Below are 19,578 nucleotides of genomic sequence, written 5' to 3'. Positions count from 1 at the left end.
TCCTCATGATTCGTAAAAATAATGCCAAATTCGAAATGCTGTTTTTGCTTGGTTTTCTCGCCACGCTGATTATCGCGTTTGGGACCTTCTTTCTAGGACTCAATATCGGCATCGACAAGACGGAAGCTAAATATGCCTATCTACAAACCGCCCCACCTGGAGAAGAAAACGAAAACTCCTATCAGCAACAGGATTTGGTCACGTTCTACTACGTGGTGTTCCAACCATACCAGCAATTCAAAGAGGATTATCTCACGCTGGTCGATGAAATGTCCCGCAGTACCTCGAAGGCGGTCTCAGCGGACGCAATGAAGGAAATCCGCGAAAAAGCGAAAGCCGGTTACGAGCAAATTGCCGCCCAATCCATTGCGGATTCCTCGCCATTACTTAAGGAGGCTCAGACCGACTATTTAAAAAGCCTGAAGCTGTTCTCGGACAGCATCGACCAAGTCAAGGCAAAGGCAGGAAGCAAAAAAGGCGCGGAGCTAGCCAAAGCGGTCACCCAGGACGAATTCACGGTAAGCGCGAAAAGCTTTGGCCTGCAGGCGCAAAAGAAATATTATTCCTCGATCCTGAAATGGACCGCTAAAACCAAAAACGGCATTCCGGCCGATTATACTTACAAGAATAACATCAGCACTAAGGAATGGTCCGGCTATTCGCTTGCTGTGAAGAACAAAGCAATCACCGATATGATGGTGAATGAGCAACTTTATGTATCCTATCTGCCGCAGGATCTTACCTCCAAAATCGATCAGTTGATCAGTAGCGGAAAGTCCGACGCTCTTAAACTGACCTCCGTAGCATCGATCGTTAAGGTTTTAACAGAAACGGATGCCGTTAAGAATAAGGAATTCGCGAAATGGAAATCAACGTATTATGCATCCGAATCTCTGCCGGAGCTGCCGTTCTTTACGGAGGATTAAACCGCAGGCCGGGTCGTCGGAATCAGACGCTTTTCGACATTAGTAAAATCATAACCAAAATTCTAGGCGGATTCAAGTTTGGTCAAAATCCGAACGACAAACGCCTAACTTTGTAAAAATGTTCAGGTTAGTGTTGACACCTTGCCGGGGACCGTGTTACATTATGAAAAATTACATTTCATGAAACACGTTGAAGGAAAAAAAGGATTCGGAAAGCTTCCAGAGAGCCGGTGGTGCTGCAAACCGGTAGCGGAACGAATGCTTTAGCGCTCCCGAGTAGCTGCGTTGAATCCTGAGTAGGCGCAGCCGGTGAACCCGTTACCGTTCTGTCAGCAATGACAACTGAGGCTGCTTACCTGCAAAGGTGCAGCGAATTAGGGTGGTACCACGAACAACTCTCGTCCCTTACTACGGAAGTAGTGTGCGGATTGGGAGTTTTTTTGATGTATCAAGTAAGTTTAACGTGGCATGGAGGCGAATTTGCGTTATCAGGTACCTCCGCTCTTTTGCGCGGTGATAAGACACAGCGTCAACGAAGGAACTCGTTTTTGAATCCCATCAGCTTATGCTTCCGAAGAAAGCGATGCAAGATCACTTTCGAGGAGGCCTTGCTATATAAAACTTTTAGGAGGGTCAATAATCATGTTTAAAGTGTTAGTATCGGATCCAATCAGCGATTTGGGAATCCAACAACTGATGGATGCAGCCGACGTTGAGGTCGACAAAAAACCAGGTCTCAGCGAAGACGAATTGGTGCAGATCATTCCGCAATATGACGGTCTTCTGGTCCGTAGCCAAACGAAAGTAACCGAAAAAATCATGGAAGCCGGGACCCGCTTGAAAGTCATCGGCCGCGCTGGTGTCGGGGTCGACAACATCAATCTGGAGGCCGCAACGACACGCGGGATTATCGTCATTAACGCTCCAGACGGCAATACGATTACGACATGCGAGCATGCCTTTGCGATGATGATGGCGCTAGCCCGCCATATTCCTCAAGCCTACGCCAAAACGGTAAATGGCGAATGGGATCGCAAATTCCTCGGCGTGGAGCTGCGCAACAAAACGTTGGGCGTGCTAGGTATGGGCCGCATCGGCAGCGAGGTTGCGAAACGGGCCAAAGCATTTGGAATGGATATTCTTGGGTATGATCCGTTCCTTACCGAAGATCGGGCCGAGAAGCTAGGCGTGAAACTGGCCACCGTGGACGATATTATCCGTAATGCCGACTTCATCACCGTTCATACGCCATTGACACCTGAAACGAAGCACATGATCGCCCGTCCGCAGTTTGAGGTCATGAAGAAAGGCATGCGCATCGTCAACTGCGCCCGTGGCGGCGTTATTGACGAGTTGGCGTTGGTTGAAGCGATCGATCAAGGTATCGTCGCAGGAGCTGCCTTCGACGTGTTCGAGAAAGAACCGCCGGAAGCCGATCACCCGTTCCTCAACAACCCAAAAATCATCGTAACCCCTCACCTTGGCGCCTCCACTGTGGAAGCCCAAGAGAACGTGGCAATCGACGTCTCGGAACAGGTTCTTCACATCCTGCGTAACGAACCGTTCAAAAATGCTGTTAATATGCCGCCAGTAGCGGCCAGCGTCATGAATAAACTGCAGCCTTACTTCGGTCTTGGCGAGAAAATCGGGATCTTCTTGTCCCAGTTGAACAATCAGGCCGTGAAGGAAATCCATGTCGATTATGCCGGGGATCTGGCAGAAGTTGATACGCAACCCCTCACCCGTTACATTATTAAAGGGGTGTTGTCCCGTCATTTTGCCGGAGACGTCAATATCGTCAACTCGATGCATCTGGCGAAAGTCCGCGACATCAACGTCGTTGTATCGCAGGCTTCGGCCACTAAAGGCTTTACCAACTTGATTTCTGTTACGCTTAAAGGGCAGGACGGTGCGGAGCGCCGAGTCGCCGGAACACTGCTGAACGGGTATGGCGCACGGATCGTACAGATTGATAAATTCCCGGTAGACGTTGCACCGGAAGGTCATCTGATCTTTATCTCCCATAACGATAAGCCGGGCATCATCGGACATGTCGGCACACTGCTTGGGAAGAACGACGTCAACATCGCTTCCATGCAGGTGGGACGTAAATTGATCGGCGGCGAGGCCATCATGGTGCTTACCGTAGACAAAGAGGTTACCAAAGATGTATTAGACGAATTGACGAAACTTCCCGAACTGAATAAAGCGCAGCATATCATCTTTGCTTAACCCCTCAATTGGAGATCAATGTTCCACGATGAACAAGATTTATCTGCGGCATTCAACAAAAAAACATCCTTCTTCGCGAAGGATGTTTTTTTGTGATTACGTGGTTTGTCTCTATTCGACAGGAAGCATGAAATGAAAAGCGGTCCCTTTGCCAATCTCGCTATCGGCCCAGATCGAGCCATGATGAGCGTCGATGATATTTTTGACGATCGATAGCCCCAATCCCGTACCGCCGTTCTCCCCGCGAACACGAGCTTTGTCCGCTTTATAAAAGCGATCAAAGATAAAGCGTAAATCATCGCTAGGAATGCCGACACCGGTATCCGTAATCGTCGCGTGAAGCTGCTTCCCTTGCCCATTTGGCTTCATCCCCGCCGTCACGGTTACTCTGCCTCCCTCCGGCGTATGCCGGAAAGCATTGTCCAGCAGGTTCGTCAGCACCTGCTCCAGCCGATCTTCATCAGCTTGCAGCTTCAGCTCGCCTTCTTCCAGCTCCAGCGCGAGTTCAACACCGTTCTCCTTGGCTCGCACTTGAAATTTACGGTACACCCGTTCAGCCAATTCGCGAAAATCGATCTGGCGCATCACCATGTCCGTATGTCCTGCCTCCATGCGGGCTAAGTCCAACAGGTCGCGGACTAGCCGCCCCATCCGCAGCGACTCGTCATAGATCACCTGTGCGAGCTCTGCACTCTCTTCCGGGGAAGAAGCCATCCCATCCAGCAGCGCTTCGCTATAGCCCTGCATCATCGAGAGTGGCGTCCGAATTTCGTGAGAGACGTTCGCTACGAAATCGCGGCGCATCTTCTCCAGACTTACCTCTTCCGTTACATCGCGAAGAACGGCAACCGCCCCGCGGACTTCGCCGTCTGAAGACAGAGGGGCCATATGTACGGACCAAACGCCTTTCATGACGTGCACGTTCATCTTCTGGTCGCTTTCTTGATCCAGCAACCGGCGGAACATCGGAAGCAGCGGCTGAGGCACAACCTGCCCTTCACCCGTTGGTGCAGGCCGCAGAATCTCTCCCTCGTCTTCTTCCTCGATCAGATCCCCCCACATCTGCAGAATGCGATCGCCCGGCGGATTGGTCAAAATCACGTAACCCTCCCGATCCAAAGTGATCACGGCATCGTTCATACTGCGCAGCACGCTGGATAGATGCTCTTTCTCATGCTTCAAGCTGCGGATCGTATTCTCCAGTTCCTCCGCCATATGATTAAACGTAATCGCGAGTTCGCCGATTTCGTCACTCGTGCGAAGAGAAAGGCGGGTTTCATACTTGCCTTTGCGAATCGAATCCGCAGCCTGAATCAACTGCTGCATGGGTTGAGTGATCTTGGTGAAGAGAAACAGCGCAAAAAACGTTGTGAGCGAAAATCCGATCATCGAAACGATCACAAATAATCGTTTGACCGCTCCGGAGTTTGTAAAATTCGTATCGATATAGGGCAGCAGGAAGAGCCCCATCAGCATCAGGACACAGGCCACCAAACAAATGATCGTAATCCACAGTTTACCGACGAGCGTTCTCCAGAAGTTCACTTACTTCGAAACCTCCAGCTTGTAACCGACGCCCCACACCGTGGTGATCATTGCGGCGGATTCCGGTGACACCTTATTCAGCTTCTCGCGCAGCCGTTTGACATGAGTATCGACCGTACGCAAATCACCGAAAAATTCGTAATTCCAAACGTCCTTCAACAGTTCCTCCCGAGAAAATACTTTATCCGGTGAAACCGCCAGATAATGAAGCAGCTCATATTCTTTCGGGGTCAAGCTGACCTCTTGGCCGCTAGCCGTCACCCGATGAGCGTCATGCTCAATGACAAGATGAGGGAACACGATATTGTTGCTAGTCCCGCTTTCTTTGGTCAAATACGCCGTTGCCGAAGCGCGACGCATAATCGCTTTGACCCGGTAGATGACCTCACGAGGGCTGAACGGCTTCACGACGTAATCGTCCGCTCCGACCTCAAAGCCCTGCACGCGGTTGATTTCCTCGCCCTTGGCCGTCAGCATCAGCACCGGCGTTGCCTTGACTTGTCTCAAACGGTTACAGACCTCGACGCCGTCAATGCCCGGCAGCATGACGTCGAGCAGAATCAAACCATAGTCGCCGGCGGTCGCCATTTTCAGGGCGGTCTCCCCGTCCTCGGCTTCATCGATTTCGTAGCCTTCTTTTTCCAAGTACATCTTCAGCAGCCGGCGAATCCGCTCCTCGTCATCGACTACCAGAATGCGGTTTGCTTGATCTGACATTAACAACAACCCCTTCATCATCTTACCCAATCAGTTGAGCAGTCCATATGGTCTTCTTGCTTGTTTAATCGGTACCCGCATAGGAGTGTAGACCCGCTATGATCAGATTCACCCCTACGAGCGTAAACATCACGACCAGAAATCCTAAGACGGCCAGCCACGAGGCCTTACGCCCCTGGAACCCGCGCGATAAGCGCAAATGCAGATAAGCGCTGTAAAACAACCAGGTAATCAGCGCCCATACCTCTTTCGGATCCCATCCCCAGAATCTGCCCCAGGCTTGCTGCGCCCAAATCATGGCAAATATGAGCGCGCCTAAAGTAAAGATCGGAAACCCGATCGCGATTGCCCGATAGCTGATCTCATCCAGATCATCCGGATCAATCGCCCGAAGCGCCGGCGACAGTGCCGAACCCAGCGATTTACGAAGGATCAACCGGAGCAGCAAATAAAGTACGGTACCTGTTAGTATAGCCCAAATTACCGTGTTCAGTTTACGGCCGGCCGTATCCCCCCGCATCCAGGCAGGCGCATCGAATAACGGTTTGTTCATGCCGAGGAACGGCTGGATTTGCTCCGGTTCGCTTTGGTGCGGACCCACAATCGGCGGCAGATTATAGATTACTTTATCTTCTATTGTACTATCTTGCTCTACTTGGCTGTCAATCGTTGTCTGATTTTGTACGAATACGGCTTCATATCCGGCTGCCCGAAAGGCGAATACGGAAACAATAAAGCCCAATACTATAATAATAGAAAAAAGCGTAAATTCAACCCACCATTTTTGCCGCCGGCCTGGCCGATCAGTGGCAGTGAAATCCACCGCGCGCAAAAGGTACATCAATCCGGCGATAAAGCCGACGGCGAAAAACGATTCTCCCGTGGCCGCCAGCGTTACGTGGATATAGAGCCAAATCGAGCGCAACGACGGAATCAACGGCTGCACATCCTGCGGGAATACGGCAGCATAAGCCATAATAAGAATAGCCAGCGGGAGCGCGAACACTCCAAGTAGAATCTTGCGGTAAATGACAAAGACGACGGTGAAGGCCACCATAATCATCATCGACAAAAACGACATGAATTCGTACATATTGCTGACCGGCACATGTCCGCTGTAAGCCCAGCGAGTACCGCAATAAACCAGATGCGACAGCAAGCCAAGCGAAGAGATGCTAAACGAAATACGCCCCCATTTCGCCTCATGGCGCTCCGGGTCGCGATTGCGCCAAGTTTTTCCCGTTACGGCCACTACATAACAAATGAAAGCTGCGCAATAAAGCAAAAAGGCCGACATAAATGCGACTCTACTGATTTCCAGAAAGTTCATGGACGTTTCCCCCCGTTTTCCAAAGACTTCTCATCTGCTTCCAAGCCCATCGCATGAAGGAACCCGGAAACTTCACGGCGCATACCGAACCAGTTCTTCGTCGTGTGTCCGCCCAGCGTCAGCTGTCGGCCGTCCACCCGTAGCCAAATTCGGCGATGCTGCCAGTAAAACCCTAAGATCAGCCCAAGCATCACGATTCCGAGCCCCAACCAAACGAAAGGCATTGCCCGGTCGATCCGGATGTTCAGGTAACTGGACGCTCCGACAAAATCCACGTCCTCCATGCCAAGGACATCGAGCTGCAGCTTCGTCTGCACACCGCCGAGTTGTTGGTTGATGGCATCCTGCTGAAACCGCTCCTTGTCGATCTGCTTGGGAAAGTAAATATACTGCGCGCCTTGTTCAGGAAGATCCGGTCCTTCGATCAAGAACAAAAAGGCAGGCGCGTTGGGCTCACCGGAGATGGAGACCGGCTGCCCCTGGTCGTTCAGGGAAAAATCCATATATTTGTTTAGCAGCGTAAGCCGATATGGCCCCACCTCAACCTCGCGTTGGGGATTTCTCATATCTAATTTGAATTTGCCATACGATTCCCCGGTTTTGGCATTCACTAAAGCCGGCTGCACGGATCTCAGCTTCGGCGTAAGATCGAAGTCGAACTGATAAGCTTGGAGTCCTTTGTAACTGAGCGGATCGTTCACCCGGATCGCGTGACGTTCCACTTCCCGGAGCTGCGGCTCTTTGGAAGGATCATCGCAATCGGCCGTGCATTCATAGAGGACTGCCTGCGTCTCAAACAACTTGGGGACGACTTTGCCCCTAGCTTTGAAATCTTCGGACATTTCGTCCTCATTATAATACTCCACCGTAAACTTCTCGTTTTTTATAAACAGGTTCGTTTCCGGTATCCGCGTAATTTCTCCCTCAGGGAACCAGTAATGTTTGTCCATGTGAAGTCCCGGCAACCCGCGAAATAAGACGGCCAGTAGAAAAACGATCAGCCCGATATGAATGATATAAGGGCCCCAGCGGCTGAATCGCTGTTTCTCCGCCAGCAGGGCACTGCCCTCCGTATGAACACGATAGTGCTTCTTACGTAGAGGCTGAACGGCACGCTGGACCCAGTCGGCACCTTCTTCGCCGATCTCCCCTTGGTAAACGATTTTCTGACGGGTGAGGAATTCCCGGTGCTTGCGTACTTTTTGCTTTGAAAGCGCTTTGTACAACGGAAGCACGCGATCCAGGCTGCAGATCACCAGCGAAGCGCCGATCATCACCAGAAGCAGTGTAAACCACCAGGATTCATACGTATGGGATAAACCCAGTCGATAATAAATTTCGCCGATCGTGCCGTATTTGTTTTTGTAAAAAGTGGACGGATCGAAATTAATAAAGTTGCTCTCTTGTTCGAAGATCGTGCCGAACATAGCACCAATCAGCGTAATGATGATCAGGTAAATGGCAACTTTCACGGAGGAGAAGAAATTCCAAACCCGATCGATCATATTGGGGTTGGCTCGCTGCGAACGTCGGGCGACCCCGTCATATCGCATCTCCAGCAGCCCGCCCGGCTGCTCATCCTCAAACAGCGGTTTGCCGCAAGCTTCGCATAACACGGTTCCCACCCGATTTTGGTGGCCGCATTCGCATTTTGTATTTTGGATCACCGATTATGCCCTCCTCTCGTCGTCAAAGATCCAGCAGTTGCTTGATTTGGTCATCCAACGTGTCCAAGTTCAGCTCGCCTTGATGAATGGAGGAGATTTTGCCGTTCTTTCCGATAAAGAACGTTGTTGGCATCGGTACAATCCCATAATCGCGCGTCGTGGTATTATCGGAATCAAATAAAATGGGAAAATCCACGCCCGTCTGCTTAATGAAATTTTGCACGGTCATCTCATCCTCGCCCGTATTGATCCCCAATACGACGACGCCTTGATCGCGCCATTTTTCCGCCTGAGCTTGCAATGCTGGCATCTCTTTCACGCAATAGGTGCACCAGGTAGCCCAGAAGTTCAGGACGACCGCTTGGCCTTTGTAATCATCCAACGTATGTACCTGTCCATCCAAACCGAGCAGCTTAAAAGCCGGCGGTTTACCCCCCTGCTTGGGTTTATCCGCTTCGCCGCCGGACACTGCGGTCCCGATGGCATAGCCGCCCAGCACGACGATCAGCAGCAAGATGACGATTTGGATCGGCCGTCTCGCTTTCCCCATAGTTAACTTCCTTTCTATGACAATAATCATAAGTGTCGAACAAATCGTGAACACTCTATGAACATTATAACGAAATTCGTCGCAGTTTCAGCCCGGGGAAATATGAATATTATGTGACGCGCTTGAAATGAGGAGAAAATGTGGGGAAATGCAGTAAGGTGAACGATTCCTGCGAACATGCTATCGCTTATGGGCCTAGAATGACTTGAACGAATGGTTTGGCTACGACTGGGGCAGCCGGGTAAAATGTTCTTACGATCGCTGTTGCTCGCGGAATTCTATATCATATGATTTCAAGGTAGAATTCCGCTCACAAAGGCGAACGCTTCGCTTCTTCAGAATCATTTTCCCCTTTTGCCACTTTCCGTGCTTCCGTTCAATTTACCGTGCCTTGGCGCTTCGCTTTTTCAGAATCGTCCCACCTGTTGCCTCTCGCCTCCCTTTCACCGCGTTTTCTAGCGCTTTGGTGTGGGGAGTGTGGTAGTGCGGGCTTGTTTATAGAGGCTTTCAACCTCTTCTTTCGTCAAGTGACGGTACATGCCGCGCTTCAGGTTACCGAGGTACAAATCGCCGAAGGAAATGCGCTTCAGCTTCGTCACAGGGTGCGAGATCGCCTCAAACATCCGGCGCACTTGGCGGTTTCTGCCTTCATGAATCGTGATGGAGATGGTCGAGAACTTCCCTTCCGGATCGATGTCCTGGTATTCCACCTCTGCCGGGGCCGTTATCCCGTCCTCCAGCATCACGCCTTGCTTCAGCTTGTCCAGTGCCGAGCCATGCGGCACTCCTTTAACCGTTGCGTGATAAGTCTTCGATACATGGTGCTTTGGATGCGTCAGAAGGTGAGCAAACTCACCGTCATTCGTTAGTAGCAGCAGTCCTTCAGTATCATAATCAAGCCGGCCTACTGGATAAACCCGCTCTGTGATTCCTTTTAAATAGTCGGTGACGATTTTACGGCCTTGGGGATCGGAAGCGCTCGTGATGACGCCTTTCGGTTTGTTGAACATAAGGTACAGCTTCTTCTCTGTACCGATGGTCTTGCCCTCGACGGTAATGACGTCCACGGCCGGATCGGCCTTCGTGCCTAATGTCGTGACGGTTTCTCCGTTCACCTGAACTTTGCCGCTCAGAATCAATTCCTCACATTTGCGACGGGATGCCACACCTGCGGCGGCTAATATTTTCTGTAATCTCTCCATTTTCGCTAAGTCACCTCATACACATGATACCCACCGAAAGACAAAATCACAATAGCCGCAGGAGAAACAGCAAAAACCGCCGCGACAGCTAGACAGCTGCAGGGCGGTTTACACTAACCCGTCAATATGTATAAGTTATCCGAATAAGAGCAGACAAACGGCGATCGCCGCGACAAAGCCGACAATATCCGAGAATAATCCAACCTTTAAAGCGTAACGGCCGTTCCGAATACCTACGGCGCCGAAATAAACCGTCAATACGTATAATGTCGTATCGGTACTGCCTTGAATCGTAGATGCAATGCGGCCGATCATCGAATCCGGTCCGTAAGTTTTGATCAGGTCAGTTGTAAACGCAAGCGAGCCCGTCCCCGTCAAAGGCCGGAGGAAACCGAGCGGCAGCACTTCCGGTGGAACCTTCAGCCAAGACAGCATGGGAGCCATCCACCCGACGAAGAAATCCAGCGCCCCCGAAGCGCGGAACACGCTGATCGCCACCATCATGCCCACCAAATGCGGGATAATGCCAATGGCGGTTGAGAAGCCATCCTTAGCCCCGTCCACGAACGATTCGTAGACCGGCACTTTTTTGAAATAAGCATAAAGCGGAATAAATGCGATCATGACCGGTACCGCCCATGCAGAGACAAGGTTAATCCAGTCCAGCAAAGTGCCTCACCCTTTCAATGAGATATTGGGCGGCGCTGTGGCCTGTGGCGGGGTGCGATAGGTGCTATGCCTGCGATACCATCGGTCGGCTACAATGGCCGCCATCGTGGCGATTGCGGTCGCGAGCAGGGTAGAACCCACGATTTCCGCCGGATTCGCCGATTGAAAGTTGATGCGGATGGCAATGAGCGTCGTTGGGATGAGCGTAATGCTGGCCGTGTTCAGGGCAAGTAGTGTACACATTGCCGGGGATGCCGTTTGTTTATCCGGATTCAATTCTTGAAGCTCCTGCATCGCGCGGATTCCCATAGGCGTTGCTGCATTTCCCAGTCCCAGCAAATTCGCGCTCATGTTCGATAAAATATACCCCATGGCCGGATGATTCTTCGGCACGTCGGGGAACAGATAAGCGACGACCGGCCCGAGCAGCTTGGAGATGGCCTTGACGAGGCCGGAATCCTCCGCTAGACGCATGATGCCAAGCCAGAATACTAGAACGCTGATTAAACCAAAGCATACGGTCACGCCGGTCGCCGCCCCATCAAACGCTGCTTGTGTCACAGTGCCGATATCCCCTTTGATCGCAGCGAACAAAAAACCGATCAAAATGAGCGCAAGCCATATTTTGTTGACCATCTTTTCCCCTCCATAACCCTGTCCTGCTCCCTCTGCTATCGAACGTCAAACAGTAGGGATTGCAGCACCTTTTTAAATGCATCCGACCAATCGGAAGGTAGCCGGATGAGCTTACGATCTGAAGCGGAACCAAAGGCCCCACCTGCTCTCGGCTCACTTCCTTCTCCTGATCCGGATGGACGATAACTGATTTTATCGTAGACCGGTACCGTGCCGATTTCTTCCCCATTCAAGAGAACGCTAATTTTCCCGCGGTATCCAAATGAACCCGTGCGCGCCGTAGTTAGCTTCAGCCTTCTTTCGATGTAGCTGGCTTCTTCCGTCGCCAACGCATACTTAAATTCTGCCCCAGTGATCAGGCCTTGCTCAATTTCCTGCCCCTCGCCGATCAGGGTTGTCAACGGATAGTTGGCAAAACCATAATCCAGCAACTTCCGGTGGTCATTCCAATCATCCCCGTCATTTAACGTGACGACCGCGATTTGCTGTCCGCCACGGGTCGCGGAGCTCACCAGGCATCGTTTGGCGATTTTGGTATATCCGGTTTTGACGCCGTCGGCCCCGTCGTAGAAACGCAACATCTTGTTCTTATTCAACCATTTATAATCCCAAGGATCATTGGGATTCGGTGCGGTTTTGCTGGGGGTTCGGACGATCTCTTTAAACTGCTGGTTTTTCAGTGCATAGCTTGTCAGCTTGGCCAAATCGTTGGCCGTTGAGTAATGGCCTTTGGCATCCAAACCATGTGGATTCTGGAAGTGGGTATGCATCAGACCAAGCATCTTGGCTTTCTCGTTCATCAAGTAGACGAAGCCCTCTTCGGAGCCGCCGACGTGCTCGGCAATCGCCGTGGCCGCATCATTGCCCGAACGAAGCATGAGGCCGTACAGCATATTTTCCAGGCTCATTTCTTCCCCCATATGGAGATAAATAGACGAACCTTCCTTAGCAAAAGCGTTTCTTCCGACCGTAACCGTATCCGATAGCTTGCCATGCTCGATCGCGACAATAGCGGTCATGATTTTGGTCAGGCTGGCGATCGGTAGCGTCTCATCCCCGCGCAAATTGTAAAGCAGGCGGCCCGAAGTTACGTCAATGACCGCGGCGGCTTGGGCATGAATCGTTGGCGCGGCAGGAGTGGCTTGTACCGCCTGCGGGTTTAGCCAACCCATCAACAGGATGGCGGCCAAGAAACTGTAAAAGGTACGATAGCTGCGGCCAGGTGTGGTTTTCCTCATAAGCTGATTCCTCCGGTAACAGGTACTGTTGCGAGTACTTGTTTAACTTATATGCGATGATCCAAGAGAGTATGTCCCATCTGGGATCAAGAAAAAGACCCCTCCCGGAAGTCCGGAAAGGATCAACGGTCGAAAGGTGGTTAGGTGAACGGGTTGATGCCGGTTCTTGCAGCCGATTCCTGCATCGCATTCTGAGCTACATGCGCCGTTGCCATCGAGGGATCTGCAGTTCCAGATTGATTCGGGAACATGGACTGGATTTTGTCGATGACACCAGGGACCGAATCGATGATCTTCTCGACCAGATGCGTCTGGTTATCCAAGGGTACAATGTGCACCCCAGGTTTTCCAACGACAAGGAAAGCGATTGGATTGATCGAAACCCCGCCGCCGCTACCGCCACCGAACGGACGGGCTTTGCCGTGCTCGGTCGAACCTGAGGCCGATTTATCTTGGCCGTCCTCGATATTAAAATCACTACCCCCTGCGGCAAAACCGAACCCGACGCGGCTGATCGGCAGAATCACGCTACCGTCCGGCGTTTCGACCGGCTCGCCCACAATCGTGTTAACATCAACCATATCCTTGATGTTTTCCATGGCGGTTTGCATTAATCCTTGAATAGGATGGTCAGCCATTTTTTCACTCCTCCTTTCACTTTTAGCACGCGAACTATAAGAACCAGTCCAGCATATATAGCATAACCGCAGCGAATTTGCGCTATGCAGCGAAATTCCGTGGAAAATAACGGCGTTCCCCCAAATACGGGGACGACGAATAGCTTGGGTCTTTGCGTTAATCGAATGCGATGGCTAAGCCAACCCACGATTGTGCCTTTGACCCCCCATAAGGCCCCGGTCAATGTTGCGGTATGGGCTGCATCCTGTAAACCGACATTCGTCGACCATTCCAACTGGCGGAACGAAACGCGGCGGAGCGTGGCCCGAAGCCAAACCCTAAACCCGCTGGTCGCCTTGAGCATCCGGTCGAACTCCTCCATCCATTGATGGATTATGTCCTTGTTTACTTTTTGGTCAACACTGGAAGACTCCTTTTGCAATACGTTTTCGGGCCGATCCTTCTCGATCTGCAGGCCTTCACGCCAGTTCTTCAACCTTACGGAAGGCACTTGGTAATGCATGCGAACAAAGCCATAGAGCATCGTGACATCCAGCAGGATTGTATCGTCCCGATTCTTCTTACGCAGGGTCAAATGGAGCGTGATTGTAGACAGCAAAATCAAGGCGGCTATAAGCAGCAGCAGGATCAGGATGCCTCCGAGCCAAATCCACACGGGAAAGCCCTCCATACCTATCAGATAAAAATTCTCCCTCGTAGTATGGCTTGCCCAAAAGGAAAAAATTCGTCGGTATGCGGCATGAAGCAGCAACTAAGCGCAAAAAACCACCGAAGCTTCCTCCGGCGGTTTGGATTACATAGATTCACGTTTAGTTCTCGTTTTCCGGATCCTGGCGCTTTTCCGGCTGCGCTCCTGCTTCGTCGCTGTTGACATCGTCGAAGGTCAACTGTTGTTCTTCCAACCGTTGAAATAGAAGCTGTGTTTCTTCCTCCAGCTGTTCCGTGCTCTCGAAATCGGCCATATCCGGCAGATCCTTCAAATTGGCTAGCCCAAAATAATCAAGGAACGCCTTTGTGGTGCCATATAGAATGGGACGCCCAATCGCTTCGGCGCGGCCAACTTCCTCGATCAAATCCTTGTTCACCAACGAATGGATAGCTCGCTCAGACTTGACCCCTCGGATCTCCTCGATTTCAACCCGGGTAATGGGCTGTCGGTACGCAATGATCGATAACGTCTCGAGTGCAGCTTGGGATAAGGTTGAACGCGAGGGCGAATAAGCCAAACGTTCGAAATAAGGGGCGTGCTCCGGAAGCGTCGCCAGCTGGTAGCTGCCGGCAATCTGCACGATTTGCAGCCCTCGGCCGGCTCGCTCGAATGACGTTTTCATATCGAGCAAGGCATCCGAAATCACCTCCTGCCGCTGTTCCGTTACTTCGGCCAGCTGCTTCAGGCTCAAGCCCTCTTCGCCGGCCAAAAACAACAGCCCCTCAATAATCGACTTCAATTCCTGAAAATTCATCGATCTTTCCTTCCCCTCTCCACTCCATAACGATGTCATCGAACAGCTTGTTTTGATAGCAGACGATCTGCTTCATCTTCATCAGTTCCAGCACCGCAAGAAACGTGACCACGATTTCATGTCGATACATTTCGGGATGCAGCAGCTTAGAAAATAGCAACCGTCCCCCCTTACCAGCCTGTTGGAGCGCGCCAACCACTTCTTTGATCCGATCCTTGACGGAAATCTCGTCACGGTGAATTCGGGCTACGGTATTGCGCTTGGCCGCCCTACGAATCGCCTTCTGAAAGACGGCGATCAAGTCGGCGGCGTGCAGACCCTTTACCGGATTCTCCTGCACTTCCGGCATAAAAGGCGTTAAATCCTCCGGTTCTTTGGAGAAAATCAAACTGCGCTCCCATTCGCGTTCATGCAAATGTTCAGCGATTCCTTTATATTTCCGATATTCGATCAGCTTTCGAATCAACTCGTCCCTCGGGTCCTCCTCATCCTCCAGCAAATAATCGAATTCATCATCCAATTCGATGACAGGTGGTTTGGGCAGCAGTTGTTTGCTTTTGATCGACAGCAGCGTAGCCGCCATGACCAGAAACTCACTGGTCACCTCCAGCTCCAGCTCCTGCATGTCCTGTAGATATTCGAGGTACTGATCGGTGATCTCGCTAATCGAGACCTGATGAATATCGATCTCCGCTTTATCAATTAAGTGCAATAGCAAATCCAGCGGACCCTCGAAGGATTCCAGCTTGTACGTTACTGTCGTCAATGAACATCCTCCACCCGTAACCAAACATATATGTAGATTAGTTTACCTTAAAAAACGTTTGTTGCAAAAGAAAAATGTAGTACCCCAACGAATCAGAGGTACTACATTAAGATAAGCACTATTTCAACTGTTTCGTCAAGTTCGCCATCTCGATTGCCGCCATCGCTGCATCCCAGCCTTTGTTTCCGGCTTTGGTCCCAGCGCGTTCGATCGCTTGTTCGATATTCTCGGTCGTCACGACGCCGAAGATCGTCGGCACGCCGGTTTTGAGGCCAACGGCCGCCACTCCTTTGGCGACTTCGTTGCAGACATAATCATAATGCGTGGTTGAACCGCGGATGACCGTGCCAAGCGTGATGACCGCGTCATATTTGCCGCTTTCGGCCAGCTTTTGCGCGGCGAACGGGATTTCAAAAGCGCCGGGCACCCAAGCCACGTTTATTTCTTCCTCTTTGGCCCCGTGGCGTTTCAAGGCATCCAAAGCTCCGGAGAGCAGCTTGCTTGTAATGAACTCGTTAAAACGCCCGACCACGATCGCATATTTTAACCCTTCCGATACTAAATGTCCTTCAAATACGTTTGCCATGAATCATCAAACCTTTCTATAAGTGGGATAGTGGATAATATCGTTTTTGCGGATACGCCCTTAGAAGCGGGAGGATTCATCCTGTTCCAAATCATCAAATTTGAGCAAATGCCCCAACTTGGCTTGTTTGGTATGCAGATACTTGGTGTTATCCGCGTTTTCTTTCATTTGAATCGGCACGCGTTCAACTACCTCCAGACCGTATCCTTCTAAACCTTTGATCTTCCGCGGATTATTCGTCATCAGACGGATTTGGCGGACACCCAGGTCTTTGAGAATTTGCGCTCCGATTCCATAATCGCGCAGATCGGCGGGAAATCCGAGCTTCAGGTTGGCGTCAACCGTGTCAAAGCCTTGTTCCTGCAGCTTATACGCCTTCAGCTTGTTGATTAAGCCGATCCCCCGGCCTTCCTGGCGCATATAGAGCAGCACCCCTCTGCCGGCTTCCTCAATCTGCCGCAGTGCCGCTTCGAACTGCGGTCCGCAGTCACACCGGTGGGAGTGGAACACGTCTCCGGTCAAGCATTCGGAATGCACCCGCACCAGCACCGGCTCATCGCCGTCGATCTCGCCTTTGACCAGTGCGACATGTTCTTTGTTATCGACATCATTCGTGTACGCGACGGCGCGGAATTCACCGTAATCGGTTGGCATGCGCACCTCGACCTCGCGCGTGACCAGCTTCTCCTTTTCATTGCGGTAATGGATCAGGTCCTTGACGCTGATCAATTTAAGGTCATAGGTTTTGGCGATTTCCACCAAATCCGGCAACCTAGCCATGGTTCCGTCTTCCTTGATGACCTCACAGATCACGCCGGCCGGATAGGCGCCGCACATCCGGGCCAAGTCGACCGCCGCTTCCGTATGACCAGCGCGCCGCAGCACGCCCCCCTTTTTGGCAATCAGCGGGAACATATGGCCCGGCCGGCGGAAGTCCGCAGCCTTGGCGTTCGGATCCATGATGGCCTTAACCGTCAAGGAACGCTCATAGGCCGAGATTCCTGTCGTCGTATCCTTATGGTCGATGGAGACGGTAAAGGCCGTCCCGTGGTTATCGGTATTTTGCGCCACCATCGGCTGCAAATCCAGTTCCTCTGCTCGCTCCGCCGTAATCGGCAGGCAGACCAGTCCGCGCCCTTGAGTGATCATGAAGTTGATCACTTCCGGCGTCGCTTTTTCAGCCAGGGCCACAAAGTCCCCTTCATTCTCCCGGTCTTCATCGTCAACGACGATAATGACCTTGCCCCGCATCAATTCGTAGATTGCTTCTTCGACTCGGTCTAATACGATATCACCCATAGCTTTCCCCTCCTTGTTTTATATGTAGTTCAAAATGTCGTCTTTGGATCACGAAGCAGCTCGAGAAGATCAATTCGGCGGCGAATCTTGCATTCACCCGGGCCTTCCGCTGCTCACGTAGCTTCCAGCTACGCTGTGCTGCTCAGTCCCTAGCTTCATTCAACCTTCTTGGTGCTCCAAATCCAACTTCTTGAACCTTTATTGAAGTTGTAGTTCAAAATGTCGTCATTTAACCCCCGACTTTTTTAAACGAACCCGTTCGCTGCCAGAAACGGGAGGTTGATTCCCGACTCGTCTCCGGTCTCTTCCCCCGGATCGCCGCTACCTCTGCCATACTTCAGCAGATGATCCACGTATTTGCCGAGTACGTCGCATTCCAGGTTGACGGTGTCCCCGGCCCGCTTGAAGGCCAGTACGGTTTCGGCTAGCGTATGAGGGATAATGGAAATCGTAAACATCCCGCCTTCCGATTCGACCACCGTCAAGCTGATCCCGTCCACGGCAATCGATCCTTTTGGAATAATGAATTTCAATAAGGATGATTTCCCGGGTCGGATTTGAAACACAACCGCATTTTGATCCTGACTGGTCCCGACAATCGTACCGATTCCGTCAACATGCCCCTGTACGATATGCCCGCCGAATCGTCCATTGGCCGCCATGGCTCGCTCGAGATTCACGCGACTGCCTGGTTTTAGATCCTTCAGATTCGTGTTGCGGTACGTCTGCGGCATGACATCTACCGTAAAGGAGGAAGCGTCGAACGAGGTTGCCGTTAAGCATACACCGTTAACAGAAATGCTGTCGCCCAGCTTGATGCCTTCCGTAACGACTTTCGCCGAAATGCTCAGTAGCATCGCTTCGCCCTTGCGGCTGATCGACTTCATCGTGCCGATCTCCTCCACTAGTCCTGTAAACATCAGTGATCCTCCTCCCTCACTTCAGCCTGTGCCCAGACCGGAATTCCTCGGATGCACACATTATCCCCGATTTGTTCGACTTCCATGTCGCGTAACGAGACCGCGTCCCGCATAAGATCAAACCCGGCGAAGCTAAAACTTCCGGGCGCTTCGCTCCCGCCGACGATCTTGGGGGCGAAGAAGATCACGATTTCATCCACCAATTGACGTTCCAGCAACGAGCCATTCAATCGACCGCCTCCTTCAACGAGTACGGAGGATATGCCCCGTTGTCCGAGCTGAACTAACGCCTCATTGAGATCGACCTGTGGGCCGCTTCCGCAACGAAGGATCTCGACGCCAAGCTCGGTCAGCCGCTCAGCTTTGTCCGGGTCAGCCTGCTCAGTAGTCACGATCCAAGTTGGGGCTATCCCATCGTGAAGAATCTGCGCCGTCTCGGGAATGCGAAGCGTGGAATCCGCAATGACCCGTACGGGCGATAAACCCGGGACAGATAAACGGGTTGACAACTGCGGATTATCGGCTATGATCGTCGACACGCCAACCATAATCGCCTGATGGCGATGCCGCATCGTGTGCACGATTTCCCGCGCTTTCTCGTTCGAGATCCATTTGCTGTCCCCGGATCGACTTGCAAGTTTTCCGTCCAGCGTGCTGGCAGATTTGATTGTCACATACGGCAAGCCGCTGGTGATAAACTTGATGAACCGGCGATTCAGCTTCAAGGCCCGGTCGCGCAGCACGCCAACTTTAACTTCAATCCCGGCGGTACGCAGCAACTCGATTCCTTTCCCGGCAACCAGGGGATTCGGATCCTCACAGGCAATCACGACACGTGCCACCTTCTCGTGCACCAACCGCTCCGCGCAAGGGGGTGTCAAACCGTGATGACTGCAAGGCTCCAATGTGACGTATACCGTGCTGCCTTCGGCCTGGGAACCGGCCATGTTCAAGGCGTGCACCTCCGCGTGCGGAGTCCCCCGTTGCAAGTGGGTACCAAGTCCAACCAACGTCCCTTCCTTAACGACAACGGCGCCGACGACCGGATTCGTCCCGGTTTGTCCCAGCGCCCGCTCCGCCATGTCTAGCGCTAAAGTCATGTAATAATCGTCGTCGATCACCTTCATCCTCTATCCTCCTTCCGTCCTTGCCTATCGCTCAGTAACAAAAACAACCCTGCCGCAATCCGGCAG

General features: G+C 51.9%; 19 protein-coding genes and 1 other annotated feature. Of the genes, 2 read left to right on the top strand and 17 right to left on the bottom strand.

Annotated elements, in window-relative coordinates:
- The first annotated feature begins 5 nt into the window (after positions 1-5).
- Both KJS42_RS10585 and serA read left to right on the top strand, forming a co-directional pair.
- Positions 6-926 carry a hypothetical protein gene (locus KJS42_RS10585; protein WP_213622819.1) on the top strand — a complete coding sequence of 307 codons (921 nt, stop codon included), beginning with the start codon at positions 6-8 and terminating at the stop codon, positions 924-926.
- A 181-nt stretch (positions 927-1,107) separates the two neighbouring features.
- Positions 1,108-1,335, top strand: a binding site (T-box leader).
- Between the two features lie 233 nt (positions 1,336-1,568).
- A complete protein-coding gene (serA, locus tag KJS42_RS10580; protein WP_155605388.1) occupies positions 1,569-3,158 on the top strand; it encodes a phosphoglycerate dehydrogenase in 1,590 nt (529 codons plus the stop codon).
- A gap of 111 nt (positions 3,159-3,269) precedes the next feature.
- Here the strand turns inward: serA and KJS42_RS10575 are convergent, their stop codons facing one another.
- The 17 genes from KJS42_RS10575 to ribD all read right to left on the bottom strand — a co-directional run bounded on the left by KJS42_RS10575 (position 3,270) and on the right by ribD (position 19,512).
- On the bottom strand, positions 3,270-4,703 hold the full coding sequence (locus KJS42_RS10575; protein WP_193415963.1) for an ATP-binding protein: 1,434 nt from the start codon (positions 4,701-4,703) through the stop codon (positions 3,270-3,272).
- Positions 4,704-5,420 carry a response regulator transcription factor gene (locus KJS42_RS10570; protein WP_155605389.1) on the bottom strand — a complete coding sequence of 239 codons (717 nt, stop codon included), beginning with the start codon at positions 5,418-5,420 and terminating at the stop codon, positions 4,704-4,706.
- A 64-nt stretch (positions 5,421-5,484) separates the two neighbouring features.
- Positions 5,485-6,750 (bottom strand): cytochrome c biogenesis protein CcsA, encoded by a 1,266-nt coding sequence (ccsA, locus tag KJS42_RS10565; protein WP_155605390.1) that lies wholly within the window; start codon positions 6,748-6,750, stop codon positions 5,485-5,487.
- On the bottom strand, positions 6,747-8,417 hold the full coding sequence (gene resB, locus KJS42_RS10560) for a cytochrome c biogenesis protein ResB (RefSeq protein WP_213622818.1): 1,671 nt from the start codon (positions 8,415-8,417) through the stop codon (positions 6,747-6,749). The genes ccsA and resB overlap by 4 nt, the downstream gene beginning before the upstream one ends.
- 22 nt (positions 8,418-8,439) lie before the next feature.
- Positions 8,440-8,967 carry a peroxiredoxin family protein gene (locus tag KJS42_RS10555; RefSeq protein ID WP_155605391.1) on the bottom strand — a complete coding sequence of 176 codons (528 nt, stop codon included), beginning with the start codon at positions 8,965-8,967 and terminating at the stop codon, positions 8,440-8,442.
- Between the two features lie 455 nt (positions 8,968-9,422).
- Positions 9,423-10,169, bottom strand: a complete 747-nt coding sequence (locus KJS42_RS10550) for a pseudouridine synthase (protein ID WP_193415961.1) — start codon at positions 10,167-10,169, stop codon at positions 9,423-9,425.
- Positions 10,170-10,304: 135 nt separating this feature from the next.
- Entirely contained in the window at positions 10,305-10,838 is a 534-nt protein-coding gene (locus KJS42_RS10545) for a spore maturation protein (protein WP_155605393.1), read from the bottom strand.
- 6 nt (positions 10,839-10,844) lie between these two features.
- Positions 10,845-11,474 carry a nucleoside recognition domain-containing protein gene (locus tag KJS42_RS10540; RefSeq protein WP_213622817.1) on the bottom strand — a complete coding sequence of 210 codons (630 nt, stop codon included), beginning with the start codon at positions 11,472-11,474 and terminating at the stop codon, positions 10,845-10,847.
- A gap of 35 nt (positions 11,475-11,509) precedes the next feature.
- Positions 11,510-12,712, bottom strand: coding sequence for a D-alanyl-D-alanine carboxypeptidase family protein (locus KJS42_RS10535; protein ID WP_213622816.1), 1,203 nt, complete (start codon positions 12,710-12,712; stop codon positions 11,510-11,512).
- Positions 12,713-12,852: 140 nt separating this feature from the next.
- Positions 12,853-13,350, bottom strand: coding sequence for a GerW family sporulation protein (gene ytfJ / locus KJS42_RS10530; protein WP_155605396.1), 498 nt, complete (start codon positions 13,348-13,350; stop codon positions 12,853-12,855).
- A complete protein-coding gene (locus KJS42_RS10525) occupies positions 13,323-14,006 on the bottom strand; it encodes a DUF2953 domain-containing protein (RefSeq protein ID WP_193415959.1) in 684 nt (227 codons plus the stop codon). The genes ytfJ and KJS42_RS10525 overlap by 28 nt, the downstream gene beginning before the upstream one ends.
- 154 nt (positions 14,007-14,160) lie before the next feature.
- Positions 14,161-14,814: an SMC-Scp complex subunit ScpB gene (gene scpB, locus KJS42_RS10520; protein WP_155605398.1), complete on the bottom strand. Its 654-nt coding sequence runs from the start codon at positions 14,812-14,814 to the stop codon at positions 14,161-14,163.
- Complete coding sequence (locus KJS42_RS10515; RefSeq protein WP_213622815.1) at positions 14,783-15,580, bottom strand: segregation and condensation protein A; 798 nt, start codon at positions 15,578-15,580, stop codon at positions 14,783-14,785. Before KJS42_RS10515 ends, scpB begins: the two co-directional genes overlap by 32 nt.
- Before the next feature lie 118 nt (positions 15,581-15,698).
- Positions 15,699-16,166 carry a 6,7-dimethyl-8-ribityllumazine synthase gene (gene ribH / locus KJS42_RS10510; RefSeq protein ID WP_155605400.1) on the bottom strand — a complete coding sequence of 156 codons (468 nt, stop codon included), beginning with the start codon at positions 16,164-16,166 and terminating at the stop codon, positions 15,699-15,701.
- Positions 16,167-16,226: 60 nt separating this feature from the next.
- Positions 16,227-17,465: a bifunctional 3,4-dihydroxy-2-butanone-4-phosphate synthase/GTP cyclohydrolase II gene (locus KJS42_RS10505; RefSeq protein WP_213622814.1), complete on the bottom strand. Its 1,239-nt coding sequence runs from the start codon at positions 17,463-17,465 to the stop codon at positions 16,227-16,229.
- Positions 17,466-17,710: 245 nt separating this feature from the next.
- Positions 17,711-18,385: a riboflavin synthase gene (locus KJS42_RS10500; protein ID WP_213622813.1), complete on the bottom strand. Its 675-nt coding sequence runs from the start codon at positions 18,383-18,385 to the stop codon at positions 17,711-17,713.
- Positions 18,385-19,512, bottom strand: coding sequence for a bifunctional diaminohydroxyphosphoribosylaminopyrimidine deaminase/5-amino-6-(5-phosphoribosylamino)uracil reductase RibD (gene ribD / locus KJS42_RS10495; RefSeq protein ID WP_213622812.1), 1,128 nt, complete (start codon positions 19,510-19,512; stop codon positions 18,385-18,387). The genes KJS42_RS10500 and ribD overlap by 1 nt, the downstream gene beginning before the upstream one ends.
- Positions 19,513-19,578: the final 66 nt, after the last annotated feature.

The sequence above is a fragment of the Paenibacillus sp. J53TS2 genome (assembly GCF_018403305.1).
Classification (GTDB): domain Bacteria; phylum Bacillota; class Bacilli; order Paenibacillales; family Paenibacillaceae; genus Fontibacillus; species Fontibacillus rhizolycopersici.
Note: the sequence above shows the minus strand (reverse complement) of the source record. Positions and strands in the feature narration are given on the sequence as shown.